Here is a 26,013-nt window from a genome sequence, read left to right as displayed (position 1 = left end):
ACGGGGGGCCCGCACTTCCACGAGAAGTGCGGGCCCCCCGTTTGCAGTCACCCGGCGCGCTGAAACGGATGAATCTTCTTAGCGTGGGTTCATGAACCACACGCCGCGCATCCGTCCCGTAGTGAGCTGCACTCTGCTGGTCGTGACCCTGGTCGCAGGGGCGACCGCCTGTGGGGACTCCGACGGCCATCCGCTCTCGGCACAGCCGTTCGACGCGGCGGACGAGATCGCCTCCAGCGTCGCGGACGGAGGCGAGAAGGTCGATCCGGACAAGCCGCTCGAAGTCACCGTCGACGGCGACGACGGCCGGATCACCGACGTGTCGGCCATTGACACCGAGGGCCGCCATCTGGCGGGCGAACTCGACGCCGACGGCCACCGGTGGCACGCCACCGCCCCGCTCGCCGCGGGCACCCGTTACACCGTCAAGGTCAGCATGGAGGACGACGACGGGGCCCCAGGCAGCCGTACGCTCTCCTTCGAGACCGCAGCGGCAAAGAAGTTCCTGAAGGTCACCTTCGGCCCGCAGGCGGGCACCTACGGCGTCGGACAGCCCGTCACCGCGGTACTCAGCGCCCCGGTCGCCGACAAAGCTTCCCGCGCCACCGTGGAACGCGCCCTGACGGTGCGTTCCACGCCCGCCGTGACCGGTTCCTGGTACTGGGTCGACGACAAGACACTGCACTACCGGCCGAGGGACTACTGGCCGGCCAAGGCCACCATCGAGGTCAGCAGCAACCTGACGGGCATCAAGGTGACCAACGCGCTGTACGGCGCCCCCACGAAGACGCTGAAGATCACTACCGGGGACCGCATCGAGGCCATCACCGACGCCGCGGAGCACTCCATGACGGTCAAGCGCAACGGAGAAGTGATCAACACCATTCCGGTGACCACCGGCAAGCCGGGCTTCTCCACCCGCAACGGCGTCAAGGTCGTGCTGGGCAAGGAGTACTACGTACGTATGCGCGGGGAGTCCATCGGTATCGCCGAGGGTTCGGAGGACTCCTACGACCTGCCGGTGTACTACGCGACGCGGGTCACCTGGAGCGGCGAGTACGTGCACGCGGCCCCGTGGTCCACCGGATCACAGGGCTCCGCGAACGTCAGCCACGGCTGCACCGGCATGAGCACCAGTGAGGCCGAATGGTTCTTCAACACCGTCCGTGAGGGTGACATCGTCACCGTCGTCGGCAGCGAGGGAGAGACCATGACGCCGTTCGACAACGGCTACGGCGACTGGAACCTGTCCTGGGCCAAATGGCAGAAGGGCAGCGCGCTGAACAACGACGCCACGCCGGACCGTGTCGACACGGTCCGGGCGGCGCGGCTGCGCCCCCAGGTCTGACGGCCCGGGGTGCGCCGCGCCTTGCAGGGAAGGACAGGCCGGGCCTCAGGCCCCTACGGAGAGCCTGCTGCGCAGCAGGGCGGCCAGGGCGTCCGCGAACTCGACCGGCTCGACCGGAAGGGTCACCGAGGCGTCCGCGCGGCTCCAGGTGGCCAGCCAGGCGTCCTGGGGGCGCCCGATCAGCAGCAGCACGGGCGGGCAGCGGAAGATCTCGTCCTTGATCTGCCGGCAGACACCCATGCCGCCCGCGGGAGCCGTCTCGCCGTCCAACACGCAGACATCGACGCCTCCGTGGTCCAGCGCGTCCAGGACGGCGGGCAGGGTGGCGCACTCCAGGAACTCGACCTGCGGTACGTCCGCGGCAGGCCTGCGCCCGGCTGCCAGCCTCACCTGCTCACGGGTGTGTGCGTTGTCGCTGTAGACCAGGACCGTGGCGGTCGGCTGCATGGTTCCTCCGTGACATCCGTGTCTTCGGGGCTGTCGGTGCCCCCGGTGCGTGAGGGCGGTCCGATGCGCGGATCGTACTCCGCCCGACTGCCTGTCAGCATCGCTTCGGACAGCGGTTCCATGGGCCGTTCGGGGAGGACACACCCCTCTGACACACCGAACGGCACCCCCGGGAGTGAGGGCGGGATAAGCGACCGACATAATGTCGGTCGTGGCGACAGCAACGACAGTAGAAACCGGGCACGCGCACCCGTCGGTCAATCGGCCGAACCTCACCAGCGTCGGAACCATCATCTGGTTGAGTTCCGAGCTGATGTTCTTCGCGGCCCTCTTCGCGATGTACTTCACCCTGCGATCGGTGACCGGACCGGATCACTGGAAGGAAATGGCGTCCGCCCTGAACTTCCCGTTCTCGGCGACGAACACCACGATCCTGGTGCTCTCCTCACTCACCTGCCAGCTCGGCGTCTTCGCCGCGGAGCGGGGCGACGTGAAGAAGCTCCGCGCCTGGTTCGTGATCACTTTCGTGATGGGTTCGATCTTCATCGGAGGCCAGGTCTTCGAGTACACGGAGCTGGTGAAGAAGGACGGCCTCTCGCTGTCCTCGGATCCGTACGGCTCGGTGTTCTACCTGACCACCGGCTTCCACGGTCTGCACGTGACAGGCGGTCTCATCGCCTTCCTGCTCGTCCTGGGCAGGACATACGCAGCCAAGAGGTTCACCCATGAGCAGGCGACCGCAGCCATCGTCGTGTCCTATTACTGGCACTTCGTCGATGTCGTGTGGATCGGCCTGTTCGCCACGATCTACATGATCAAGTAACCGGGCTCGTACCCGAACCATCATCGACGCAGAAGATCCTGACACCGGGGTAATCCGTGAAAAAGCTCTCCGCACGACGACGCCATCCGTTGGCGGCGGTCGTCGTACTACTCCTCGCGCTTGCGGCTACTGGGGGGCTGTACGCCGCGTTTGCGCCCGCGAGTAAGGCGCAGGCCGACGAAACCGCCCAGTCCCTCGCCATCGACGAGGGCAAGAAGCTGTACTCCGTCGGTTGCGCCAGCTGCCACGGAACCGGCGGTCAGGGCACCACCGACGGGCCCCAGCTTGTCGGCGTGGGCTCCGCCGCCGTTGACTTCCAGGTCGGTACGGGCCGTATGCCGGCACAGCAGCCGGGTGCCCAGGTACCGAAGAAGAAGGTCATCTACACCCAGGCCGAGATCGACCAGCTCGCGGCGTACGTCGCGTCGCTCGGCGCCGGCCCGATCGTCCCGACCAAGAGCGAGGTCAGCCCCGAGGGCGCGGACGTCGCCAAGGGTGGCGACCTGTTCCGTACCAACTGCGCCCAGTGCCACAACTTCACCGGTGAGGGCGGTGCCCTGACGAAGGGCAAGTACGCACCCAGCCTCGAAGGCGTGGACCCGAAGCACATCTACGAGGCCATGCAGACCGGCCCGCAGAGCATGCCGTCCTTCCCCGACTCGACGATGCCCAATCAGCAGAAGAAGGACATCATCGCGTACATCCAGACCGTGAACGGCTCCGAGTCGGCGAGCCCCGGCGGGCTCTCGCTCGGTGGCCTCGGTCCGGTCAGCGAGGGTCTCTTCGGCTGGATCTTCGGGCTTGGCGCACTGATCGCAGTTGCCGTCTGGGTCGCGGCCCACACCGCTAAGGCCAAGAAGTCATGAGTAGCCAAGAGATTCCAGAAGAGAACCTGCCCGCAGAGCAGGACGCCGCGCACGGCGCGGTAGAGGGTGCGGGCGACCCGTTCGCCGACCCGGGGCTGCCGGCCCACAAGCCGCGCATCCAGGACATCGACGAGCGGGCCGCCAAGCGGTCCGAGCGCGCGGTCGCGTTCATGTTCACGCTGTCCATGCTGGCGACGGTCGGCTTCATCGCCTCCTACGTCATCTTCCCGGTCGACAAGATCGTCTACATCTTCCCGTTCGGTCATGTGAGCGCGCTCAACTTCTCCCTGGGTCTGACCCTGGGCGTGGCGCTCTTCGCGATCGGCGCGGGCGCCGTCCACTGGGCGCGCACCCTGATGTCGGACGTGGAGGTAGCGGACGACCGTCACGCGATCGCGGCCGAGCCCGAGGTCAAGGCGAAGGTTCTCGCCGACTTCGCGGCGGGTGCCGAGGAGTCCGCGTTCGGCCGGCGCAAGCTGATCCGTAACACCATGTTCGGTGCGCTGGCCCTGGTGCCGCTCGCCGGTGTGGTGCTGCTGCGCGACCTCGGTCCGCTGCCGGAGAAGAAGCTCCGCTCGACCCTGTGGGCCGAGGGCAAGCAGCTCATCAACATGAACACGATGCAGCCGCTGCGCCCCGAGGACGTCGTCGTCGGTTCGCTGACCTTCGCCATGCCCGAGGGCCTGACGGAGGAGGACCACGACTTCCAGGTGCAGATCGCCAAGGCCGCGCTGATGATCATCCGCATCGAGCCGGACAACATCAAGGACAAGCGCGAGCGCGAGTGGGCCCACGAGGGAATCGTGGCCTTCTCCAAGATCTGCACCCACGTCGGCTGCCCGATCAGCCTGTACGAGCAGCAGACGCACCACGTGCTCTGCCCGTGCCACCAGTCCACCTTCGACCTCTCCGACGGCGCCCGCGTCATCTTCGGTCCGGCCGGTCACGCACTTCCGCAGCTGCGGATCGGTGTGAACAAGGAGGGCAACCTCCAGGCGCTCGGTGACTTCGAAGAGCCCGTCGGTCCTGCATTCTGGGAGCGCGGATGAGCACTGCGACCGACACGAAGCGCAAGGCGCCCGCCGGCGAGAAGGTGGCCGACTGGGCGGACGGCCGGCTCGGGATCTACTCCCTGGCCAAGGCCAACATGCGCAAGATCTTCCCGGACCACTGGTCCTTCATGCTCGGTGAGATCTGCCTCTACAGCTTCATCATCATCATCCTCACGGGTGTGTATCTGACGCTGTTCTTCCACCCCAGCATGAACGAGGTCGTGTACCACGGCCCGTACGAGCCCATGCAGGGCATCCAGATGTCCGAGGCCTACGCCTCGACCCTGAACATCAGCTTCGACGTCCGCGGTGGTCTGCTCGTCCGGCAGATCCACCACTGGGCCGCGCTGATCTTCCTGGCCGGCATGTTCGTGCACATGATGCGTGTCTTCTTCACGGGCGCGTTCCGCAAGCCGCGTGAGATCAACTGGCTGTTCGGCTTCCTGCTGTTCGTGCTCGGTATGTTCACCGGCTTCACCGGCTACTCGCTCCCGGACGACCTGCTCTCGGGTACGGGTGTCCGCTTCACCCAGGGCGCGATCCTGTCGATGCCGATCGTCGGCACCTACATCTCGATGTTCCTGTTCGGCGGGGAGTTCCCCGGCGGCGACTTCGTCGCCCGGTTCTACTCGGTCCACATCCTGCTGTTGCCGGGCATCATGCTCGGTCTGCTGGTGGGCCACCTGATCCTGGTCTTCTACCACAAGCACACGCAGTTCGCGGGTCCCGGCCGGACCAACAAGAACGTCGTGGGCATGCCGCTGCTGCCGGTGTACATGGCGAAGGCCGGAGGCTTCTTCTTCCTGGTCTTCGGCGTCATCGCCGTCATCGCGGGCATCGCCTCGATCAACCCGATCTGGGCCATCGGCCCGTACCGCCCGGACCAGGTGTCCACCGGCGCCCAGCCCGACTGGTACATGGGCTTCGCCGAGGGTCTGATCCGAGTGATGCCGGGCTGGGAGATCAACCTCTGGGGTCACACACTCGTCCTGGGTGTGTTCATCCCGCTGATGCTCTTCGGCCTGATCCTGGGCGCGATCGCGATGTATCCCTTCATCGAGTCCTGGATCACCGGCGACAAGCGCGAGCACCACATCCTGGACCGCCCGCGCAACACCCCGACCCGGACGGCCTTCGGCGTCGCCTGGATCACGGTGTACTTCATCGGTCTCGTGGGTGGTGGAAACGACCTCTGGGCCACGCACTTCCACCTGTCGCTGAACGCGATCTCGTGGTTCGTACGGATCTTCTTCTTCGTCGGACCGGTTCTCGCGTTCATCGCGACCAAGCGGATCTGCCTCGGCCTTCAGCGCCGGGACAAGGAGAAGGTGCTGCACGGGCGCGAGTCCGGTCTCATCAAGCGCCTGCCGCACGGTGAGTTCGTCGAGGTGCACGAGCCGCTCGCACCCGCGCAGCTGCACACGCTCACCGCGCACGAGCAGTACAAGCCGGTCGAGATCGGCCCGACGGTCGACGAGAACGGTGTCGAGCGCAAGGTGTCCGCGGTGCAGAAGCTGCGGGCCAAGCTCAGCAAGGGCTTCTACGGCGAGAACAACCAGATCGCCAAGCCCACCGCCGAGGAGTACAAGGAGATCACCAGCGGCCACGGCCACCACTGATCACCTGAACTGATCGCCACAGCAGGAGCCCCGTCCACCGCGTGGACGGGGCTCTTCGCTGTCCCCGGGGGTCGATAGGGTGGTGACATCCCTTTTATCGGCTGTGGACCCAGGAGTGGACCATGAACGTTGTGACCCCGGTCGGCGGCGACAGCGTGGCGGCCCGTTCCTGGCCCGGCGTGCTGACCCCCCTGCTGCGCGGCCAGGACCTGACCGAGGACGACACCGCCTGGGCGATGGACCGCATCATGAGCGGCGAGGCGACCGATGTGCAGATCGCCGGCTTCGCGGTGGCGCTGCGCGCCAAGGGCGAGACCGTCACGGAGGTCTCCGGCCTGGTCCGCGCGATGTACGAGCACGCCACGACCATCCATGTGCCCGGCCGTACGGTCGACATCGTGGGCACCGGCGGCGACATGGCCAAGACGGTCAACATCTCCACCATGTCGGCGATCGTCGTGGCCGGGACGGGCGCCAAGGTCGTCAAGCACGGCAACCGCGCCTCGTCGTCGGCCAGCGGCTCCTCCGACGTGCTGGGCAAGCTCGGCGTCAATCTGGAACTGCCCCCGCAGCGTGTGGTGGAGGTGGCCGAGGAAGCGGGCATCACGTTCTGCTTCGCCGTGAAGTTCCACCCCGCCCTGCGGTACGCGGCGAAGGCGCGGGCGGAGCTCGGCGCGCCGACCACCTTCAACATCCTCGGGCCGCTCACCAACCCGGCCAAGGTGCGTGCGCAGGCGATCGGCGTGGCCGACCTGCGGATGGCGCCCATCGTCGCGGGCGTCCTCGCCGAACGCGGCAACTCCGCCCTGGTCTTCCGGGGCGACGACGGCCTGGACGAGCTGACGACCACCGCGACCTCCCGCGTCTGGGTCGCCAGGGACGGCCAGGTGCGCGAGGAGACCTTCGACCCGCGCGACGTCGGCATCGACCTGGTGCCGGTGGAGGCGCTGCGGGGTGCCGACGCCTCGTACAACGCGGATGTGGCCCGCCGGCTGCTCGCCGGGGAGACGGGGCCCGTCCGGGACGCCGTCCTGCTCAACTCGGCGGCGGCGCTCGTCTCGCTGGACCCGGGGGAGGGCACGCTCACCGAGCAGCTCACGGCCGGAATGGCGAAGGCCGCCGAGTCCATCGACTCGGGCGCGGCGGGCCGGGCGCTGGAGAGATGGGTCGTGGCCAGCAACGCCTGAGAGGGCGTGGCACCGGATGTGAGGCGAGGCGCAGTCCAGATCATGGACTGCGCCTTGCGCGTTCGGGTACGTATGGCAAGATGCTGTGCAGGTCATGAGTGACAGCGACTACGGCCCCGGCCCGCTGTCCGGCAACCCTCCGTCCGTGGCGGGGTGCCCCGGGTGAAGACCAGGCCGCAGGCAGCGAGGTCTGCGGCAAGCGCGGACCCCTCGACATCGTGAGATGTCCACCCGTGGGGTCCTGGTCCTCAGGGAGCCTCTTGTGAGCACGCGAATGCGATAGGGCTTTTCGGCCCTCCTCCGCACACCCTTTTTTCTTCCTTCCGTGCTGCCGCGTGTCCGCAGGCACGCGGAATTCGCCTGCCTGTTACGGGAGTTCGTCATGTCTGCCTTCACCGCTGCCACCGACCGGTCCGTTTGTGCCCCGCTGCCGGTTCTGGGCAAGGATGTGACGGTTCCGCTGGTCACCGGCGGCGAGGTCACCTACGCCGCGCTGGACTACGCCGCCAGCGCTCCGGCCCTGCAGCGGGTGTGGGACGACGTGGCCGCGTACGCCCCGTACTACGGCAGCGTCCACCGAGGCGCCGGCTATCTCTCGCAGCTCTCCACGGACCTCTTCGAGTCCAGCCGCGTCACCGTCGCGGAGTTCCTCGGCTGCCGCGCCGAGGACCAGGTGATCTTCACCCGGTCCACCACCGACTCGCTCAACCTGCTCGCCGCCGTACTGCCCGCCGACTGCCAGGTGTTCGTCTTCGAGACCGAGCACCACGCCTCGCTGCTGCCGTGGCGCGACGCCCGGGTGACGTATCTGAACGCCCCGCGCACCCCGGCCCAGGCCGTCGAGACGCTGGAGCGCGCGCTCGCCGACCGTGACCCCTACGGCCCCGCGCTGGTCTGCGTCACCGGCGCCTCCAACGTCACCGGCGAGCTGTGGCCGGTCAAGGAGCTCGCCGCCGCCGCGCACGCCCACGGCGCCCGGATCGTGCTGGACGCCGCCCAGCTCGCCCCGCACCACCCCGTCGACATCGCGGAGCTGGACGTCGACTGGGTCGCCTTCTCCGGCCACAAGCTGTACGCGCCGTTCGGCTCGGGCGTCCTCGCCGGCCGCTCCGACTGGCTGCGCGACGCCGAGCCCTACCTGGCCGGCGGCGGCGCGTCCCGTACGGTCGCCCGGCGTGCCGATGGCGCGGTGGACGTCGAATGGCACACCACCGCCGCCCGCCACGAGGCCGGCTCGCCCAACGTCATCGGCGTCTACTCCATCGCCTCCGCCTGCAAGGCGCTCACCGAGGCCGGGTTCGACAGCCTGGTCGCCCGGGAGCAGCGGCTCGTCACCGCGATCCGGGCCGGACTCGCCGAGGTCCCCCAGGTCAAGGTGCTCTCGCTGTTCGGCGACGACGCCCCGCGGGTCGGCGTCATCTCCTTCGTGGTGGAGGGCTGGAACAGCTCGCACTTCGCCGCGGCGCTCTCCGCCGAGTACGGCATCGGGGTGCGTGACGGACTCTTCTGCGCGCACCCCCTCGTGCGCACCCTGCTCGGCAGCGACCCGCAGGACGTCGGCGAGTGCGGCGCGCCGGACGCGGAGCCGGGTCAGAAGTCCCTCAACGCGATCCGGGTCAGCTTCGGCGCCGGTACGCCGGACGAGCACATCGAGCGCTTCCTGCGGGCGGTCAAGGAGCTCGTGAGCGAGGGCGCCCAGTGGAAGTACCGCACCGAGGAAGGCCGTTGCGTCCCGGACCGGGGCACCGCCACCCAGGTCTGAGGCCTCATCACAGGTTCGGCCGGGTACGGACAGCTGTCCGTACCCGGCCGAACCTGTGGACGGTTACGCGTCCAGACCGATGGCGAAGGCCGCTTCCAGGTCGTGCTGCGAATACGTACGGAACGCCACGTGGGTGTCGGTTCCCTCGACACCGGGGATCTTGCTGATCCGGCCGGGGATGACATCGGCGAGGTCGTCGTGCTTGGACACTCGGACCATGGCGATCAGGTCGTACGTACCGGTGACCGAGAAGACCTCGCTGACGCTGTCCAGCGCGGCAATGGCCTCGGCGATCTCGGGAATCCGGTCCACGCTGGTTTTGATGAGCACGATCGCGGTGATCACGGCTGGCTTTCTCCCTCGGTGGCCGTGGCTGGAGACTTCACTCTATGGCCTCGCGGCCGGATCACACCCGCTCCCTCATCCGGCCCGGTCCGGGCGGAGGGCGCGGGCCCGGCGCCCGTAGCGCCCCCAGGCGTAGAGGAAGCCGGTGGCGAAGCCGACCACATGGGCGAGGTAGGCCACCCCGGGCCCGCTGCCCGCGCCCTTGGCCGCCAGCCACTGAAGGACGAACCAGAAGACCAGCACCACCCATGCGGGGAAGCGCAGCGGCAGGAACAGCAGGAACGGGAACAGACTGGTGACCCGGGCCCTGGGGAAGAGGTAGAGGAAGGCGCCCAGGACGGCGGAGATCGCCCCCGACGCGCCGACGAGCGTCTGGTCGGACGTCGAGTGCGCGGCGGCGTAGGCGAGCAGGGCGAGGTAGCCGCAGCCGAGGTAGAAGAAGGCGAATTCGGTGTGGCCCATACGCTCCTCGGCCATCGCCCCGAAGACGTACAGGAACAGTATGTTTCCGAGCAGATGCAGCCAGCTGCCGTGGACGAACAGTGCGGTGAGCGGGGTGAGGGCGGCGTGTGCCGAGCCGTCCCACAGCTCGCTCGGGATCACGCCCCAGCGCTCGAAGTACCCGGCCTGGGCGGCGAGCAGGGCGTCCGCGGAGCCGTAGACCGGGTTGAATCCCGAGAGCGGGCTGATCAGGAAGGCCACACAGCACAGGGCGATCAGGGCGTACGTCACCGGCGGCCCGCCCGAGGTGGCCGCCCGCAGGAGTCTGCCGGCCGCAGCCCGCCGATCGATCATGAACAGAGCATGACGCAAGCGGAGGGAACCGGACAGACCGCCTCGCCGTGCCGAGGGGAAGCGCCGAGGCCGTAGGGTTGACCGGAGGACATCCGCAGTTCGACGGCGCACCGCGAGATCCTTGTCCGGCAGCTCACGGCTCGACGAAAGAGGACGCAACCATGACGACGGTTCCCCAGCCGACCGACGGGACTCGCTGGCGCTGCACGCTCTGCGGAAACCTGACGAGGTTCGACGTGACGCGGTCGTCCAAGGTCGTCGAATACGTCCACCTCGACCTGGCCGGTGAGTCCAGCGTCGAGGAACGTGAGGTGGTCAGTGAGACCATCGAGTCGGTGCGCTGTCGTTGGTGCAACGCGGTGGACCAGATCGAACTAGTCGACAGGCCGGGTGCCGACTCCTGACGGGGCCGTGCGGACATAAAAAATGAGGTGACGGATGGTGGAGCAGCCCGCTGACGGCGTCACGTCGGCCGACGCGGCCGACGATGCCGTGGAGGCGCTCGACCGCCCGCTGCCCGAAGGAGTGCGGCGGCGGGTCGTCGCGCTGGTCGCGGACGCGTTCGGCGGTCTCACGGTCGCCGAACTCCCCGCCCAGCTCCGGCAGTACGCCCGCTTCACACCGACCCGGCGGGCCAAGTTCGCCGGGAACGCGATGGCGGCCGCGCTGGAGGGCGACTCCGCCTTCCGCCGGCGCATCGGTGAGCGGCTGAAGGAGACCCAGCCGGAGCTGGCCGCCGCGCTGGTGGCGGGCGCTCTGCCCGCCGCCGCCGATCCCGTCGACGTGGCCGCCGCGGCCTATGTGCTGCGTCCGGCCGGCTGGGTCAAGCTGGTCGCCGCCGCCGGCGAGGAGGCCGAACGGGCCGACGCCGAGCGGGCCGACGAGGAATCCCGGCTGGAGCTGGAACGGCTGCGCGAGGAGCTCGTCCGGGCCCGCGCCCAGACCCGGAGCGAGACCGAACGGCTCCGTGCCGAACTGGACGCCGCCCGCAAGGAGGCCGACGCGCTCCAGCGCAAGCTCCGCAGTGCGGTCAACGAGGTGAAGCGCGGCGAGGCGGCGCTGCGGCGCACCAAGGCCGAGGGAGACGCTCTGCGGTCCGAGACGGCGGCGCAGGTGTCCGCGGCCGAGAGCGAGACCCGCCGGCTGCGGACGAGGCTCGGCGAGGCGGAGGCGTCCGTCGAGGCGGGCCGCAGGGCAGCGAGGGAAGGGCGCTCGGTCGAGGACATGCGGCTGCGGCTGCTGCTCGACACGGTGCTCGAAGCGGCGGGCGGACTGCGGCGCGAACTGGCGCTGCCCCCCTCCTCGATGCGTCCGGCGGACAGTGTGGACGCGGTCGAGCCCGGCCGGATGTCGCCCAAGGACATTGCCGCCAGGGCCCTTTCGGAGACCGATCCGGCGCTGCTGGACCAACTGCTCGCGCTGCCGCAGGCCCATCTGATCGTGGACGGCTACAACGTCACCAAGACCGGCTATCCGCAGATGCCGCTGGAGAAGCAGCGGCTGCGGCTGCTGGGGGGTCTGTCGGTGCTCGCGGCCCAGACGGGCGCCGAGATGACCTGTGTCTTCGACGGGGCCGAGCTGGCCGCGCCGGTGCTGCTCGCGCCGCCGCGCGGGGTGCGGGTGCTGTTCAGCAAGCCGGGTGTCACGGCGGACGAGGTCATCCGTCAACTGGCGCGTGCCGAGCCGCCGGGACGTCCCGTGGTGGTGGTCTCCACCGACCGCGAGGTGGCCGACGGGGTGGCCAAGGCGGGGGCCAGGCCCGTTGCGTCCCTCTTGCTCCTGAAGCGGCTTTCGCGCGTCTAGCGCGTGTTGGTGCGACTTGCCGGAAATCAGGGAACGGACCGTCAATTCGCCGCTACGCCCTGTGTGATGTGAGTAAAGAAGTACCTTCTGAGCGAGATTTTTTCTGTGAGGATTTGAACTGATCACAAGATGGTCACTAAGGTCGGGCCTCGAACCTTCGCACGGTTGATCACCCATCCGGGGTGGCAGTGAAGGAACCGCCGAGGTCGTGACACACACGGATCCGGGGATCTCGACTCCCCCGGAACCCGGTAGGCGGCTCGAGGAAGAAGGAGATCGCCTTCGTGGGGTCCCACCGTCGTCCCAAGCAACCGAGCCGCACTCGCGTGACCGTGCTCGGCGTGACCGCCGCCGCGGCCGTCGCTCTGACTTCCCAGGCGGCTCACGCCGACCCGAAGCCGACCAAGAGCGAGGTCAAGGAGAAGGTCGACAAGCTCTACGAAGAGGCGGAGAAGGCCACCGAGCAGCACAGCCTGGCCAAGGAGAAGCAGGACAAGCTCCAGAAGCAGATCGACGCGATCCAGGACAAGGTGGCGCGCGGTCAGCAGGAGCTCAACAACCTCCGCGCCGGCCTCGGTTCCCTCGCTGCCGCGCAGTACCGCTCCGGAGGCATCGACCCCTCCGTCCAGCTCTTCCTCGCCTCCGACCCGGACAGCTTCCTGGACCAGGCCTCCGCGCTCGACCAGCTGACGGCCAAGCAGGCCGAGTCGCTGTCGAAGATCCAGGAGAAGCAGCGGTCCCTCGCGCAGGAGCGCAAGGAGGCCCAGGACAAGCTGAGCGACCTCGCGGACGTCCGCAAGACGCTCGGTGAGAAGAAGAAGAAGCAGCAGGCCAAGCTCGCCCAGGCGCGGCAGCTGCTCAACACCCTCACCCAGGCCGAGCGCGACAGGATGCGCGCGGACGACCAGCGCGCCAGCCGCGCCGCCACCGCCCGGGTCGACCTCGGCAACGAGGCCCCCGCCTCGGGTCTCGGCGGCGCCGCCCTCCGGGCCGCCGCCACCCAGCTCAACAAGCCGTACTCGCCCGGCCAGGCCGGCCCCGGCTCCTACGACTGCTCGGGTCTGACCATGTGGGCCTACGCCCAGGCCGGTGCCAACATCACCCGCACCACGTACACCCAGATCAACCAGGGCACGCGGATCGGGCAGAGCCAGCTGAAGCCGGGCGACCTGGTCTTCTTCAACGGCAACTCCCACGTGGGCCTCTACGCGGGCAACGGAACCGTGCTGCACGCCCCGCGCTCGGGCACGCTCGTCCGTTACGAGTCGATGAGCACCATCGGCAGCTTCTACGGCGCGGTGCGCATCTGACCACGCCCGAACGGGCGAATTCCCGCGCCCCTCACTGACAGCCGCCCCGCCGGAGACCACAGGTCACCGGCGGGGCGTCACTGTTTGCGCCTCCCTCCGACCGGCGCGGCCTTTGTCCGCTCCGTGATCACGCGACTACTGTCTGCCTGCTGTGCGGCTCCCGTTCGTCGGTCCGCCCGCCCCGGGTGGCAGGGGCCGCACACGTCTGCGTACAGCGGAAGGGGGTACGGCGTCCTGTGGTGTCCCATCGCCGTTCCACACAGCCCGGCATGAGCCGGGGCGTCCGGGTGACCGTGATGTCGGCCGCGGCGGCGACCGCCGCGGCGACGCTCGGCGCGGCCACCGCGAACGCCGAGCCCCAGGACACGCCCCGGACCGCCGGCGCCCGGGTCGACCGCCTCCTCACCGAGGCCGAGCGGGCCACCGAGCGGTACAACGAGGCCGGCGAGAACGTCGTACGGCTGCGCGGCGAGGTGAGCCGGGCCCAGGACCGCGCGGCCCGGGGCCAGGAGCGCATCAACCTGATGCGGACGGAGATCGGTTCGGCCGCCCGGGAGCAGTACCGGGCCGGCCGCATCGACCCGTCGCTCGTGCTGCTGCTCTCCTCCGACCCCGACAGCTATCTCGACCGGGCAGCGGCCCTGGACCGGGTGGACGAGCGCCGCGCCACCGTCCTGGCCGGTCTGCGCAAGGCCGAGCAGGCACTCGCCCAGACCCACGCGGAGGCCGCTCGCTCGCTCGCCGGCCTGGAACGCAACCGCGCGGCCTTGAGCCGGCACAAGCGCACCGTCGAGCGCAAGCTCCACCGGGCCAGGCAACTGCTCAAGGAGCTCCCCGGTACCGAGCGGGTCGCCTTCGAGCGGACCTCACGCACCGGTCGCCCCGACGGGGCCGCCGGGGCGATGGCGGGTCTTCCCGCCGGGGCGGGCCGGGCCGCGGCCGCCGTCATGGCCGTCCAGCGGGCACTGGGCCTCCCGTACGTCTGGGGTGCGAACGGACCCTCCGGGTTCGACTGTTCCGGGCTGATGCAGTGGGCGTACGCCCAGGCCGGGGTCAGCCTGCCGAGGACCTCGCAGGCCCAGCGGTACGCCGGCCGCATGGTCCCGCTCGCGGAGGCCCGGCCGGGCGACCTGGTCGCCTATCGCGCTGATGCCAGCCACATCGGCATGTACGTGGGCAACGGCCAGGTGATCCACGCCCCGTACCCCGGCGCCCCGGTCCGGTACGACCCCGTCGGCATGATGCCCGTCTCCTCGGTCACCCGCGTCTGACGTCCCCGGCGGCCCGTCCGCCCGGTCACCCGTGTCCGGACTCTCCGGCAGCCCTTACCCTCGGTCATGTGGCTGATCAGGGGCGTACCGAGGGGCGGGCGCGCGGCGGACGGCGGCGCGCGGCGGGTGCCGTGCTCGCCGTGCTGCTGTGCGCGGCGGGCTGCGCGGCCCCGGCCGACAAGGCCCCCGACACCACCGCCCGCGACATCCGGGCCACTCTGGACCGCCGCGCCGCCGCCGTGCTGGGCCACGACGAGGAGGCCTACGTCGCCGTCGTGGACCCGGACGCCACCGCGCTGCGCGGCTCGCAGCGCAAGGAGTTCGGCCATCTCGCGGACGTACCGCTCGCCACCTGGACCTACCGGGTGACGGACCTCGCCGAGCACGGGGCGGGCCGGGCCACCGCCGACGTACGGCTCGGGTACCGGATCAAGGGCTACGACAGCGCGCCGGTCTCCGTCGACCGGGTGCTCGACCTGGAGCGCGACCCGGACGACGGCCGCTGGTACCTCACCGCCGACCGGGCCGCCGACGGCGGGGGCGGTCAGCTCTGGGAGCAGGGCGACATCGAGGTGGTGCGCGGCGAGTACAGCCTGGTGCTGGGGGTCGGCCGGAGCCGGGAGGAGCTGAAGGGGATCGCCGCCACCGCGGACCGGGCGGTGCCCGATGTCTCCGCGGCCTGGCCGGAGCACTGGGCGGGGCGCGTGGTGGTGCTGGTGCCCGGCACCGTGACGGACATGGCGGAGCTGCTCGGCTCACCAGCGGCCAACTACCGGGGCATAGCGGCGGTGACGACCGGCGAGACGGGCGGTTCGGGGAAAACACCGGCCGACCGGGTGATCGTCAATCCGGAGGCGTACGCCATGCTCGGCGCCTTCGGGCAGCGTGTCGTCCTCACCCACGAGACCACCCACGTGGCCACCAGGACCGACACCTCGGCCGCCACCCCGGCCTGGCTCTCCGAAGGCTTCGCGGACTGGGCCGCCTACCGGGACCAGGAGCGCACCGCCCCCGAGATCGCCCCCGAACTCACCGACGCGGTGCGCGACGGAGACGTGCCCGCCACGCTGCCCACGGACGAGGACTTCGGCTTCGCGGGCGACGCGGACCGGCTGGCGAAGGCGTACGAGGGCGGCTGGCTGGCCTGCGAGCTCATCGCCGGCCACTGGAGCGAGGAGAAGCTGTACGCCTTCTACCGGGCCGTCGGAGGTCACTCCGGACGGGACGGTGCGGTGGAGCAGGCCCTGCACGAGGTGCTCGGCACGACCCCGCAGGACTTCACGGTGCGCTGGCGGGAGTATCTGGCGAGCCGGCTCGGCTGAGCGGGGGCGCGACCGGTGCCCGGCCGGCGGCCGGGACAGCGGTGGACACGGCGGGTGCCGGGCCCGCCGTCCGGACGGCGGCGGCCGGATCGCGCACCGTGTCCCGCCACAGCCGCGCACACGCGAGCAGGGACGCGGCGACCAGCAGCCCGTTGCGTACGAACATCAGGGTCACGCCCGTCGCGTCGCTGGTCACCACATGGATGAAGCCGAGCGGGAACTCCAGCTGGGTGACGCCCGTCGCCACCAGCACCAGTGCGGCCGGCCACGCCATCCGGCTCTCCCGGAAGACCAGGCACACCGCGCCCAGACCGACCAGCCACAGCATGTACTGGGGGCTGATCACCCGGCTCGTGGTGGTGAACAGCAGTACCGCGGTGAACGCCGCGTCCGCCGTCGTACTCACCCCGAACGTGCGGGCGCGCAGCCGCCACACCAGCAGCCAGCCGAACGCGGCGACGCTCAGCCCCAGGGCGAGGGCGCTCACCAGTGGCACGTGCGGGCCGAGGAACTCCATCGAGCCGTAGTGCAGCTCCACCCGGCCCTGCCAGCCGAACTGCCGCGCCACATGGAAGACCAGTGCCCCCAGCGACTCGACCTCGGTGCCCCGGTCCCGCTGGAACCCCAGGAACGCCAGCGCGCCGGGCGCCGCCGCGGTGCACACCACCAGCAGCCCGAGCCCCACCCCGGCCGCGGTCGTCCACGCCAGCCGGGTCCGGCGGCCACGGGCCGTACCGGCGAGCAGCAGCACCGGCCACACCTTCAGCAGCGCCCCGAACGCCGCCAGCGCCCCCAGCACCCGAGGATGCCGGATCCCGGCCAGCAGGGCCGCCACGGCGACGGCCGTCACCATCACGTCGTACCGGGCGTACGCCGTCGTACCGAGCAGTGGCACCCCCGCCACCCACACCCACGCCCCGGCCGTCCGCCGGGCGGTGCCCCGGCCCGCGTACAGCAGCAGGCCCAGGACCAGCGCGTCGCAGAGGAAGGCCAGGACGAAGAAGGCCGAGGCGTAGTCCAGGAAGGGCAGCAGGGCGGGGGAGAGGATCGCGAGCGCCGCGACCGGCGGGTACTGCCAGGTGATGTCGGACTGCGGATAGCCGCCCGACCTCAGCACGTCGTACCAGCCGTGGTAGATCACCGACACATCGCTCGTCACGTCCGGACCCGGCAGCGTGATCACCTTGATGACGCAGAGCAGCAGCAGGGATCTGGTGAGCGCCCACACCGCGAAGGCTGCCGGCCGTGTGCCGCTCGAACCCGTCATGACCCGCCCTCACCCGTTCCGTCCGTCGTACGAGGTGCCATGATGCCCGCCCTCGCTGTGCGGGAGCACCAGGCGGGGCCGCCCGGTACCGCCGACGGGGAGGGAACAGGGCCGCCCGGTACCGCCGACAGGAGGGAACGGAGCCGCCCGGCGCGGCCGACGGGGAGGGAACGGGGCCGCTGACGGCGGGGCGCCGGGGCTGCCCGGTACTGTCGGCGGCGATGGACAAGACCTTGATCGTGACCAATGACTTCCCGCCCCGCCCCGGTGGCATCCAGGCGTTCCTGCACAACATGGCGCTCCGCCTGGACCCGCAACGGGTCGTCGTCTACGCCTCCACCTGGAAGCGGGGCGCCGAGGGCGCGGCGGCCACGGCCGCCTTCGACGCCGAGCAGCCCTTCACCGTGGTGCGCGACCGTACGACGATGCTGCTGCCGACCCCCCGGGTGACCCGCCGCGCCGTGGGACTGCTGCGCGAACACGGCTGCACGTCCGTCTGGTTCGGCGCCGCGGCCCCGCTCGGGCTGATGGCACCGGCGCTGCGCCGGGCCGGTGCCCGCCGGCTGGTCGCCACCACCCACGGGCACGAGGCCGGCTGGGCCCAGCTGCCCGCCTCCCGGCAGCTGCTGCGGCGGATCGGCGAGGGCACCGACACGATCACCTACCTCGGCGAGTACACCCGGTCCCGGATCGCTGCCGCGCTCACCCCGGCCGCCGCCGGCCGGATGGTCCAGCTGCCGCCGGGCGTCGACGAGAAGACCTTCCACCCCGACTCCGGCGGCGACCGGGTCAGGGCCGGGCTCGGGCTCACCGACCGGCCGGTCGTCGTCTGTGTGTCCCGGCTGGTGCCCCGCAAGGGCCAGGACACCCTGATCCTCGCTATGCCGGCGATCCTGGCCGAGGTGCCCGACGCGGTCCTGCTGATCGTCGGCGGCGGACCGTATGCCCGGGAACTGGAGAAGCTGGCCGAGGAGACCGGGGTGCGGGACTCCGTGCGGTTCACCGGCCCGGTGCCGTGGGAGGAACTGCCCGCGCACTACGGGGCCGGTGACGTCTTCGCGATGCCGTGCCGCACCCGGCGCGGCGGCCTCGACGTGGAGGGCCTCGGCATCGTCTACCTGGAGGCGTCCGCGACCGGGCTGCCGGTGGTGGCGGGCGACTCGGGCGGCGCCCCGGACGCCGTACTCGACGGCGAGACCGGGTGGGTGGTGCGCGGGGGCTCGGCCGAGGATTCGGCGGAGCGGATCGTGGCGCTGCTGGGCGACGCGGAGCTGCGGCAGCGCATGGGGGAGCGGGGCCGCGCCTGGGTCGAGGAGAAGTGGCGCTGGGACCTGCTGGCGGAGCGGCTCAGGGAACTGCTCTGAGGGACCGGTTGTGCGGAAGGGGCCCGTCCTGCGGGCCCCTTCCGCACAACCGGGATCAGGCGCGGTAGATCGACTCCACCTCGTCGGCGAAGTCCTTCGCCACCACGTTCCGCTTCAGCTTCAGCGACGGCGTGATGTGGCCCGCCTCCTCGGTGAACTGGGCGGCCAGGATGCGGAACTTGCGTACGGACTCGGCCTTGGACACCGCGGCGTTGCCGTCGTCGATCGCCCGCTGCACCTCCGCCAGCAGCTCCGGGTCCTCGCGCAGCGACAGGGCGGTCGAGCCGACGGGCTTGCCGTGCTCCTCGGCCCAGTGGCCGAGGAACTCCTCGTCCAGCGTCACCAGCGCGCCCACGAACGGGCGGCCGTCACCGACGACCATGCACTCCGCCACCAGGGCGTGACCCCGGATGCGGTCCTCGATGACGGCGGGAGCGACGTTCTTGCCGCCCGCCGTCACGATGATCTCCTTCTTGCGGCCGGTGATCGCGAGATAGCCGTCCTCGTCGAGGGTGCCGATGTCACCGGTGTGGAACCAGCCGTCGGCCAGCGCCTCGGCCGACGCAGTCTCGTTGTTCCAGTAGCCGGAGAACAGATGCTCGCCGTGGAGCAGCACCTCGCCGTCGTCGGCGATCCGCACGACGGAGCCGGGCAGCGGCTGGCCGACCGTACCGATCTTCTGCCGGTCCCACGGGTTGAAGGCGGTGGCCGCGCACGACTCCGTCAGGCCGTAGCCCTCCAGGACGGTGAAGCCGATGCCCCGGTAGAAGTGGCCGAGCCGCTCGCCCAGCGGCGCGCCGCCGGAGATCGCGTGCTCGCCGCGTCCGCCCAGCACGGCCCGCAGCTTGCTGTAGACCAGCCGGTCGAAGATCTTGTGCTTGAGCCTCAGTCCCATGGCCGGGCCCTGCGGCGTGCTCAGCGCGCGGCTGTAGGCGATCGCCGTGTTCGCGGCCTTGTCGAAGATCTTTCCCTTGCCGTCGGCCTGCGCCTTGGCACGGGCCGAGTTGTAGACCTTCTCGAAGACCCGGGGCACCCCGAGGATCAGGGTCGGCCGGAACGCGGCCAGCTCATCGGTGAGGTTCTTGATGTCCGGTACGCAGCCGAGCTTGATCGGCGCCATCACGGAGGCGACCTCGACCAGCCGGCCGAAGACGTGCGCGGCGGGCAGGAAGAGCAGTACGGAGCACTCCCCGGTACGGAACAGCGGCTTCAGCCGCTCCACCACGTTGCCGCACTCCGCGAAGAAGCTGCGGTGCGTCAGCACACAGCCCTTGGGGCGGCCGGTGGTGCCCGAGGTGTAGACGATGGTGGCCGGATCATCGGCCTTGGCGCTCGTGCCGCGCAGGTCCACGGTCTCCTCGGAGACCTCCGCGCCCGACGCCGTCAGCGTCTCGACCGCGCCCTTGTCGATCTGCCACACATGGCGCAGCTCCGGCAGCCGGTCGCGCACCGAGCCCACGGCCTGCGCGTGCGCGTCGCTCTCGACCAGCACCGCGACCGCGCCCGAGTCACCGAGGATCCACTGGACCTGCTCGGGCGAGCTGGTCTCGTACACCGGCACGGTGACGGCGCCCGCGCTCCAGATCGCGAAGTCCAGCAGCACCCATTCGAATCGGGTACGGGACATCAGGGCGACCCGGTCGCCGGGCTCGATGCCGGCGGCGATCAGCCCCTTGGCGGCGGCTCTGACCTCGGCCAGGAACTGGGTGGCGGTGACGTCCGTCCAGACGCCCGCGACTTTGCGGCTCATCACCGCGACATCGGCATGCTGAGCGGCATTGCGGCGGATGAGATCCGTCAGGTTGCCGTCCGAGGGGACCTCGTACAGGGCCGGAAGGCTGAACTCGCGCAAGACTGCTGCTCCTCATCGGGCTCCGGTGCCACGGCTCTGTGTGACGCACCGGCTGCGGTCCAAGATCGGGGGTGCTCAGTGGGGTGAGCACGACTGGACTGCCCGGACGTTACCCACCGGTACTCGGTTCCGGATAGGGGGTTCAGGCCAGATGTCTTATGCGTCACACATATTCGGTGGCCCTCCTCCGCACAGTAGTGCACCCCGGTCGACACCCGGAGGTAACCGCAGGTCCGGCCGCCTCTACCCACGTGGACGCCGGAGTCCTAGGGTGATCGTCATGCGAGCAGGACCGAACACCCCGGAAGCCTCCGGTACCAGGCGCACCCGCGTCCACGTGGTCAGTGATGTGCACGGGAACACCGAGGCGCTGGCCCGCGCCGGGAACGGCGCCGACGCCCTCGTCTGCCTGGGTGACCTGGTGCTTTTCCTCGACTACGCGGACCACTCGCGCGGCATCTTCCCCGACCTCTTCGGCGTCGGGAACGCCGACCGGATCGTCGCCCTGCGCACCGAGCGCCGTTTCGAGGAGGCCCGGGACTTCGGCCGGGAGCTGTGGGCGGGGGTGGACCGCAACGCCGCGATCGTCTCGGCCGTCCGCAAGCAATACGCCGAGATGTTCGCCGCGCTGCCCACTCCGACGTACGCCACCTACGGCAACGTCGACATCCCCGGCCTGTGGCCCGAGTACGCGGGCCCGGGCACCACCGTCCTGGACGGCGACCGGGTCGAGATCGGCGGCCGCGTCTTCGGGTTCGTCGGCGGCGGCCTGCGGACCCCGATGCGCACCCCGTACGAGATCGACGACGAGGAGTACGCCGCCAAGATCGAGGCGATCGGCCAGGTCGACGTGGTCTGCACACACATTCCGCCCGATGTCCCCGAGCTGACGTACGACACCGTGGCGCGCCGCTTCGAGCGCGGCAGCCGGGCCCTGCTCGACGCCATCCGCCGCACCCGCCCCCGCTACGCCCTGTTCGGCCACGTCCACCAGCCGCTGTCCCGACGGATGCGGATCGGCGCCACCGAGTGCGTGAACGTCGGCCACTTCGCCTCGACCGGCCGGCCCTGGGCGCTGGAGTGGTGACCGCGCCGCCGCTCGCCCGGGGCCTGGGGCAAGGCGCCGCGCTCACGCGATAGCCTTCTGGCGGCAGACCTCTGCCGACCGACCGGTACACCGCACTGGAGGGCCACAGCGATGGCTGAACACACCAGCTCGAGCATCACGATCGAGGCGGCACCGGCCGACGTCATGGGCGTGATCGCCGACTTCGACCGCTATCCGGAATGGACCGGCGAGGTCAAGGAGGCCGAGGTGCTCGGCACCGACGACCACGGCCGCGCCGAGAAGGTCCGCCTCGTCCTGGACGCCGGCGCGATCAAGGACGACCACACCCTCGCCTACACCTGGATCGGCGACTACGAGGTCAGCTGGACCCTGGTCAAGTCCCAGATGCTGCGTGCCCTCGACGGCTCGTACGCGCTCGCCCCGCTCGGTGACGGCGACCGCACCGAGGTCACCTACCGGCTGACCGTCGACGTCAAGATCCCGATGCTCGGCATGATCAAGCGCAAGGCCGAGAAGGTCATCATCGACCGCGCCCTGGCCGGCCTCAAGAAGCGTGTCGAGTCCGTCCCGAAGGGCTGATCCGGTGCGTACGGTCCTGGTCACCGGCCTCGGCGGCGCCGGCCGTACCACCGTCGCCGCGGCAACCGCCGCGGCCGGCGCCCGCGACGGCCGGCGCACCCTGCTGATCTCCGCCGACGCCATACCGGGCTTCCCGTCGGCCACCGAACCCACGCGGGTGAGCGACGGGCTGTGGTCCGTCCGGATCGACTCCGGCGCCCACTTCCGCAGCGAACTCCTCGCGCTCCAGGACCAGTTGGCCGGCGTCCTCGACCTGCTCGGCGGCAACCGCATGGACAGCGAGGAACTCACCGAACTCCCCGGCAGCGCCGAACTCGCCCTGCTGCACTCGCTGCGCCGCGCCGCACACGGCGACTGGTCCCGGGCCGGCTACGACCTCGTCGTCGTCGACCTGCCGCCGCTGCGCGAAGCCCTCGCGGTGCTGGCCCTGCCCGGACAGCTGCGCCGCTACCTGCGCCGGCTGCTGCCCCAGGAACGCCAGGCCGCCCGTGCCCTGCGCCCGATGCTCGCGCAGCTCGCCGGTGTGCCCATGCCCGCCCAGTGGCTGTACGAGGCCGCCGCCCGGCGCGACGCCGAACTGGCCGAGGTCCAGACGCTGATCGAGGACCGCGCGACCACGCTCCGGCTGGTCGCCGAACCGGGCCCGGCCGCCGAGGGCGCCCTGCGCAGCGCCCGCACGGGGCTGGCCCTGCACGGGCTGCGGGTCGATGCCCTGGTGGCCAACAAGGTGCTGCCCCGGCACTCGCCCGACCCCTGGTTCGCCGCGCTCGCCGCACAGCAGGAGAAGTGCCTCGGCCACTGGCGCGACGAACCGTCCGCAGAGGCCCCGCCGCTGCGGGTGCCCCACCTCGGCCGCGATCCGCGGGGCCTCGGCGATCTCGTCGGCCTCGCGGACGACGCGCCGGCCCTCGCCCCGGACAGCCGGGACAGCGGCAGGGCCGAGGACCCCTGGTGGACCGAGGAGGCCGGAGCCGCCGAAGGACAAGACGGCGCCGCCCCCGTACTCGTCTGGTGCCTGCCTCTTCCCGGCGCCGTCAAGAAGGACCTCCACCTGGTCCGGCGCGGCAGCGAACTGCTGCTCACCGTCGGCCCCTTCCACCGCATCGTGCCCCTGGAGTCCGCGCTGCGCCGCTGCACCGTCTCCGGCGCGGCCCTCACGGACGGGGTGCTGCGGGTCCGCTTCACGCCGGACCCCGCGCTCTGGCCCAGGACGAGCTGAACGGCGTACCACCGTTCGGGTACCGTCGTTGGTAGGGGTCCGGATGCCGGTCCGCCGACCCATCACGTCGCAGGAGTCCGCCATGAGTGAAGCCACCGATCGTCCCGCCGACGACGACGCGTGGGCACGGGCCTGCGCCGAGGACCTCGACGCCGAGAAGGCCCGACGCCGCGCCGAGTACGGCCCGCCGCCCGGGTCCGCGGCCGAGGAGCTGCGCAAGCTGGTCGACGCCGTGACCGACAAGCTCGGATCCCTCTCGACGCCGCTGTTCGGCGTGGCGGCCCAGGGTGCCGTGCAGCAGGTCATCAAGCAGGCGAAGTCCGCCGTCGAGCCCGTCATCGAGCGCAATCCAGACGTTTTCGATCACATCGCGGCAGCCGGCAGCGAACTGCTCGCCGCCTACCGCTCCGCAGTCGAGGGCCAGGAACGCCGCTGGACCCAGGGCGCGGGGGACCCCGCAGGCACGGAAAAGAAGGCGGAAGACCCCACCGACCCCCGCGATGAGGGGCCCGGCTCCGGGGAACACATCGACCTGGACTGACCGGCACCGACAGGACGGGGCCCCGCCTCGGGTACGGTTGCCCCAGCGGGGCTCGACCGGAACTGAGGGATTCATGGGACTCACCATCGGCGTCGATATCGGCGGCACGAAGATCGCAGCAGGAGTGGTGGACGAAGAGGGCCACATCCTCTCGACCTTCAAAGTGCCGACCCCGCCGACGGCTGAAGGCATCGTGGACGCCATCGCCGCGGCGGTGTCCGGCGCGAGCGACGGGCACCCGGTCGAGGCGGTCGGCATCGGCGCGGCCGGATACGTCGACGACAAGCGGGCCACGGTGCTGTTCGCACCGAACATCAACTGGCGGCACGAGCCGCTGAAGGACAAGGTCGAACAGCGCGTCGGCCTTCCGGTGGTTGTCGAGAACGACGCCAACGCGGCGGCCTGGGGCGAATACCGCTTCGGCGCCGGCCAGGGCCACGACGACGTCATCTGCATCACGCTCGGCACCGGCCTCGGCGGCGGCATCATCATCGGCAACAAGCTGCGCCGCGGACGCTTCGGCGTGGCCGCCGAGTTCGGCCACATCCGGGTCGTCCCGGACGGGCTGCTCTGCGGCTGCGGCAGCCAGGGCTGCTGGGAGCAGTACGCCTCGGGCCGTGCGCTCGTGCGCTACGCCAAGCAGCGCGCCAACGCCACCCCCGAGAACGCCACGATCCTGCTGGCGCTCGGCGACGGCACGGTCGAGGGCATCGAGGGCAAGCACATCAGCGAGGCCGCCCGGCAGGGCTGCCCGGTGGCCGTCGACTCGTTCCGCGAGCTGGCCCGTTGGGCCGGCGCCGGACTGGCCGACCTCGCCTCGCTCTTCGACCCGTCGGCCTTCATCGTCGGCGGCGGCGTCTCGGACGAGGGCGAACTGGTCCTCGACCCGATCCGCAAGTCGTTCCGGCGCTGGCTGATCGGCGGCGAGTGGCGCCCGCACGCCCAGGTGCTCGCGGCCCAACTGGGCGGCAAGGCCGGTCTCGTGGGCGCGGCGGACCTGGCCCGCCAGGGCTGATCCGGCCCGGCACAACGGATATGACGGACGCCCGTCGCGCCCCTCCCGGGTGCGGCGGGCGTCCGCCGTATCGTGAACCGTATGGCCATGATGTCGCTGCCCGACTCCCGTACCGAGCAGGACGGCTCGGCCGTCGTCAGGGTGCTCAGCTACAACATCCGGTCGATGCGCGACGACTGCGCGGCGCTGGCCCGCGTCATCCGTGCCTGCGCGCCCGATCTGGTCCTGGTCCAGGAGGCGCCGCGCTTCTTCCGCTGGCGCAAGCAGGCCGCCAGACTCGCCGCCGCTACCGACCTGGTCATCCTCGGCGGCGGGGCCACCGCGGCCGGACCCATGCTGTTCTGCTCGCTGCGTGCCGCGGTGGAGCGCACCGAGGACATCCTGCTGCCGCTCACCCCGGGACTGCACCGCAGGGGCTTCGCCACCGCCGTGGTCCGGATCGCGGGTACCCGGATCGGCGTGCTGAGCTGCCATCTGAGCCTTGATCGCACGGAGCGCCGCGCCCAGGCGGCGCGGCTGCTGGAGAGCGTGGACGCGATGGACGTGGACCATGTGGTGGTGGCCGGTGACCTCAACGACGTACCGAGCGGGCGGGCCTTCCGGCTGCTCGCCGGGCGGCTCCAGGACTGCTGGGCGGTACGGCCCCGGGGCGGCGAGTACACCTTCCCGTCGTACGACCCGCACAGGCGGCTCGACGCCGTCTTCGCCACCGGCGGCATCGAGGTGCTCGGCTGCGGGGTCCCGGCCGGACTGCCCGGGATCTCCGACGCCGATCTGGCGGCGGCGACCGACCACCTCCCGGTGCTGGCCGCGCTGCGGGTGCCTGTGGCGTGAGATGCGGGGCCCTTGGGCGGGCGGCAGCGGGGTTCTTCGGCCTCGCCCCGGTCCGGGGCTGGGGTCTTTGTCCTCAATCGCCGGACGGGCTTGGTGTGCGGGTCGCTCCGTGGGTGCGGGTCCCCTGCGGGGTGCGCGTCTGTCCCGGTGGGTGGGGGTCCGGTGCCCCTCCGGGGCGTCTCCTCGAACGACGAACGTTCCGCCGGTACGCGGTGGTGCCCGGGTATCTGTTCGTCGTTCTGCGGGGACTCCCCTGCACGGCCCCGGCCCCGCCCGTCGTGCGTCTGCGACCAGTCGCAGGCCGGCGTCGTCCCTCTTTGTCT

General features: G+C 70.7%; 23 protein-coding genes, 1 pseudogene and 1 riboswitch. Of the genes and pseudogenes, 19 read left to right on the top strand and 5 right to left on the bottom strand.

Going from position 1 to position 26,013, the window contains the following annotated elements:
* Positions 1-91 precede the first annotated feature (91 nt).
* Positions 92-1,348 (top strand): L,D-transpeptidase, encoded by a 1,257-nt coding sequence (locus ACZ4LX_RS09260; RefSeq protein WP_467634731.1) that lies wholly within the window; start codon positions 92-94, stop codon positions 1,346-1,348.
* Between the two features lie 45 nt (positions 1,349-1,393).
* Here ACZ4LX_RS09260 and ACZ4LX_RS09255 read toward each other — a convergent pair whose 3' ends face one another.
* Entirely contained in the window at positions 1,394-1,795 is a 402-nt protein-coding gene (locus ACZ4LX_RS09255) for a hypothetical protein (RefSeq protein ID WP_467634734.1), read from the bottom strand.
* A gap of 202 nt (positions 1,796-1,997) precedes the next feature.
* Here ACZ4LX_RS09255 and ctaE point away from each other — a divergent pair, with 202 nt between their 5' ends.
* The 6 genes from ctaE (at position 1,998) to ACZ4LX_RS09225 (ending at position 9,104) form a co-directional block, all read left to right on the top strand.
* Positions 1,998-2,618 carry an aa3-type cytochrome oxidase subunit III gene (gene ctaE / locus ACZ4LX_RS09250; protein WP_164399455.1) on the top strand — a complete coding sequence of 207 codons (621 nt, stop codon included), beginning with the start codon at positions 1,998-2,000 and terminating at the stop codon, positions 2,616-2,618.
* A gap of 56 nt (positions 2,619-2,674) precedes the next feature.
* Complete coding sequence (qcrC, locus tag ACZ4LX_RS09245; protein ID WP_467634737.1) at positions 2,675-3,484, top strand: cytochrome bc1 complex diheme cytochrome c subunit; 810 nt, start codon at positions 2,675-2,677, stop codon at positions 3,482-3,484.
* Positions 3,481-4,533, top strand: coding sequence for a cytochrome bc1 complex Rieske iron-sulfur subunit (gene qcrA / locus ACZ4LX_RS09240; protein ID WP_467634741.1), 1,053 nt, complete (start codon positions 3,481-3,483; stop codon positions 4,531-4,533). The genes qcrC and qcrA overlap by 4 nt, the downstream gene beginning before the upstream one ends.
* Complete coding sequence (gene qcrB / locus ACZ4LX_RS09235) at positions 4,530-6,155, top strand: cytochrome bc1 complex cytochrome b subunit (RefSeq protein WP_467634744.1); 1,626 nt, start codon at positions 4,530-4,532, stop codon at positions 6,153-6,155. The genes qcrA and qcrB overlap by 4 nt, the downstream gene beginning before the upstream one ends.
* Before the next feature lie 122 nt (positions 6,156-6,277).
* Positions 6,278-7,342, top strand: coding sequence for an anthranilate phosphoribosyltransferase (gene trpD / locus ACZ4LX_RS09230; RefSeq protein WP_467634747.1), 1,065 nt, complete (start codon positions 6,278-6,280; stop codon positions 7,340-7,342).
* 90 nt (positions 7,343-7,432) lie between these two features.
* Positions 7,433-7,550, top strand: a riboswitch (SAM riboswitch).
* A 174-nt stretch (positions 7,551-7,724) separates the two neighbouring features.
* Entirely contained in the window at positions 7,725-9,104 is a 1,380-nt protein-coding gene (locus ACZ4LX_RS09225) for an aminotransferase class V-fold PLP-dependent enzyme (RefSeq protein WP_467634750.1), read from the top strand.
* 63 nt (positions 9,105-9,167) lie between these two features.
* Here ACZ4LX_RS09225 and ACZ4LX_RS09220 read toward each other — a convergent pair whose 3' ends face one another.
* On the bottom strand, positions 9,168-9,449 hold the full coding sequence (locus tag ACZ4LX_RS09220; RefSeq protein ID WP_136328375.1) for an Lrp/AsnC family transcriptional regulator: 282 nt from the start codon (positions 9,447-9,449) through the stop codon (positions 9,168-9,170).
* Positions 9,446-10,181, bottom strand: a pseudogene (locus ACZ4LX_RS09215) (rhomboid family intramembrane serine protease). Before ACZ4LX_RS09215 ends, ACZ4LX_RS09220 begins: the two are co-directional and overlap by 4 nt.
* Positions 10,182-10,405: 224 nt before the next feature.
* Here ACZ4LX_RS09215 and ACZ4LX_RS09210 point away from each other — a divergent pair.
* The 5 genes from ACZ4LX_RS09210 to ACZ4LX_RS09190 all read left to right on the top strand — a co-directional run bounded on the left by ACZ4LX_RS09210 (position 10,406) and on the right by ACZ4LX_RS09190 (position 15,950).
* Positions 10,406-10,648 (top strand): hypothetical protein, encoded by a 243-nt coding sequence (locus tag ACZ4LX_RS09210; RefSeq protein WP_014156692.1) that lies wholly within the window; start codon positions 10,406-10,408, stop codon positions 10,646-10,648.
* A gap of 34 nt (positions 10,649-10,682) precedes the next feature.
* Positions 10,683-12,047, top strand: coding sequence for an NYN domain-containing protein (locus tag ACZ4LX_RS09205; RefSeq protein ID WP_467634754.1), 1,365 nt, complete (start codon positions 10,683-10,685; stop codon positions 12,045-12,047).
* A 284-nt stretch (positions 12,048-12,331) separates the two neighbouring features.
* Complete coding sequence (locus ACZ4LX_RS09200; protein WP_467634760.1) at positions 12,332-13,357, top strand: C40 family peptidase; 1,026 nt, start codon at positions 12,332-12,334, stop codon at positions 13,355-13,357.
* 236 nt (positions 13,358-13,593) lie between these two features.
* Entirely contained in the window at positions 13,594-14,628 is a 1,035-nt protein-coding gene (locus ACZ4LX_RS09195; RefSeq protein WP_467634765.1) for a C40 family peptidase, read from the top strand.
* A gap of 68 nt (positions 14,629-14,696) precedes the next feature.
* A complete protein-coding gene (locus ACZ4LX_RS09190; protein ID WP_467634768.1) occupies positions 14,697-15,950 on the top strand; it encodes a hypothetical protein in 1,254 nt (417 codons plus the stop codon).
* Here the strand turns inward: ACZ4LX_RS09190 and ACZ4LX_RS09185 are convergent.
* A complete protein-coding gene (locus ACZ4LX_RS09185) occupies positions 15,907-17,217 on the bottom strand; it encodes a glycosyltransferase 87 family protein (RefSeq protein ID WP_467634771.1) in 1,311 nt (436 codons plus the stop codon). The two genes, ACZ4LX_RS09190 and ACZ4LX_RS09185, sit on opposite strands and share 44 nt — an antisense overlap.
* Positions 17,218-17,438: 221 nt before the next feature.
* On the opposite strand from ACZ4LX_RS09185, the gene ACZ4LX_RS09180 reads away from it, so the two are divergent.
* Complete coding sequence (locus ACZ4LX_RS09180; protein ID WP_467634775.1) at positions 17,439-18,581, top strand: glycosyltransferase family 4 protein; 1,143 nt, start codon at positions 17,439-17,441, stop codon at positions 18,579-18,581.
* A gap of 55 nt (positions 18,582-18,636) precedes the next feature.
* Here the strand turns inward: ACZ4LX_RS09180 and ACZ4LX_RS09175 are convergent, their stop codons facing one another.
* Complete coding sequence (locus tag ACZ4LX_RS09175) at positions 18,637-20,433, bottom strand: AMP-dependent synthetase/ligase (protein ID WP_467634779.1); 1,797 nt, start codon at positions 20,431-20,433, stop codon at positions 18,637-18,639.
* Positions 20,434-20,713: 280 nt separating this feature from the next.
* Between ACZ4LX_RS09175 and ACZ4LX_RS09170 the strand changes: the two genes are divergently transcribed.
* From ACZ4LX_RS09170 to ACZ4LX_RS09145, 6 genes are all read left to right on the top strand, one after another.
* Positions 20,714-21,520, top strand: coding sequence for a metallophosphoesterase family protein (locus ACZ4LX_RS09170; protein ID WP_467634784.1), 807 nt, complete (start codon positions 20,714-20,716; stop codon positions 21,518-21,520).
* A gap of 111 nt (positions 21,521-21,631) precedes the next feature.
* Positions 21,632-22,081, top strand: coding sequence for an SRPBCC family protein (locus tag ACZ4LX_RS09165; RefSeq protein WP_467634789.1), 450 nt, complete (start codon positions 21,632-21,634; stop codon positions 22,079-22,081).
* A gap of 4 nt (positions 22,082-22,085) precedes the next feature.
* Positions 22,086-23,300, top strand: coding sequence for an ArsA family ATPase (locus ACZ4LX_RS09160; RefSeq protein ID WP_467634795.1), 1,215 nt, complete (start codon positions 22,086-22,088; stop codon positions 23,298-23,300).
* A gap of 82 nt (positions 23,301-23,382) precedes the next feature.
* Positions 23,383-23,841 carry a DUF5304 domain-containing protein gene (locus ACZ4LX_RS09155; RefSeq protein WP_467634798.1) on the top strand — a complete coding sequence of 153 codons (459 nt, stop codon included), beginning with the start codon at positions 23,383-23,385 and terminating at the stop codon, positions 23,839-23,841.
* A gap of 73 nt (positions 23,842-23,914) precedes the next feature.
* Complete coding sequence (locus ACZ4LX_RS09150) at positions 23,915-24,856, top strand: ROK family glucokinase (protein ID WP_467634801.1); 942 nt, start codon at positions 23,915-23,917, stop codon at positions 24,854-24,856.
* A gap of 81 nt (positions 24,857-24,937) precedes the next feature.
* On the top strand, positions 24,938-25,690 hold the full coding sequence (locus ACZ4LX_RS09145) for an endonuclease/exonuclease/phosphatase family protein (RefSeq protein WP_467634804.1): 753 nt from the start codon (positions 24,938-24,940) through the stop codon (positions 25,688-25,690).
* Positions 25,691-26,013: the final 323 nt, after the last annotated feature.

The organism is Streptomyces sp. NPDC026062 (genome assembly GCF_055568375.1).
This window is presented reverse-complemented; position numbering and strand designations above follow the sequence as displayed.